Source organism: Myxococcus sp. CA051A (assembly GCF_013336705.1).
GTDB lineage: Bacteria > Myxococcota > Myxococcia > Myxococcales > Myxococcaceae > Myxococcus > Myxococcus llanfairpwllgwyngyllgogerychwyrndrobwllllantysiliogogogochensis.
Genome location: NZ_JABUMS010000078.1, coordinates 1 through 533 on the forward strand (window position 1 = coordinate 1; position 533 = coordinate 533).

Sequence of the window (533 nt, forward strand, 5' to 3'; positions counted from 1 at the left end):
TCGCGCCAGTTCGCCTCGGTGACGCCGAAGCCCTCCAGCATCTCCTCGGAGCGCAGGAAGCCGGGCGTCACGGCGAGCGCGGTGACGCGGGTGCGACGCAAGTCTCGCGACATGGCGAACGCGAGCCGGATGACGCTCATCTTCGCGACGTCGTAGATGACGCTGCCGCGGTAGCCGAAATGGTCTCCGTCGGTGATTTCGACGACGAGGCCCCGCTCCTGCCCAAGCATGAGCGGAACGGCGTGGCGGCTGGTGAGGATGTGGGTGAGCACGGCGCGCTCCAACACGGTGCGCGCGTGCTCGGGAGACTGCTTCCAGAAGGGCACGCCGAGCTCGGAGATGGCGTCGCAGCCCCAGATGTCATTCACCAGGATGTCGAGCCGCCCCTGCTCCTTCTGGATGCGCGCGCAGAGGGCGGCGACCTCCTCCGTGACGGTGTGGTCGCACCGCACGGCGATGCCGTGGCCCCCCAGCGCGGTGACCTGCTCCGCGGTCTCCTCGAGGACCTCCGGGCGCTTCGAGCCAGAGGCGGG

1 protein-coding gene is annotated in these 533 nt (G+C 69.6%); it reads right to left on the reverse strand.

Going from position 1 to position 533, the window contains the following annotated elements:
- A partial coding sequence (locus tag HUA74_RS44985) for an SDR family NAD(P)-dependent oxidoreductase (protein ID WP_174459516.1) occupies nucleotides 1-533 on the reverse strand: 533 nt, incomplete at both ends.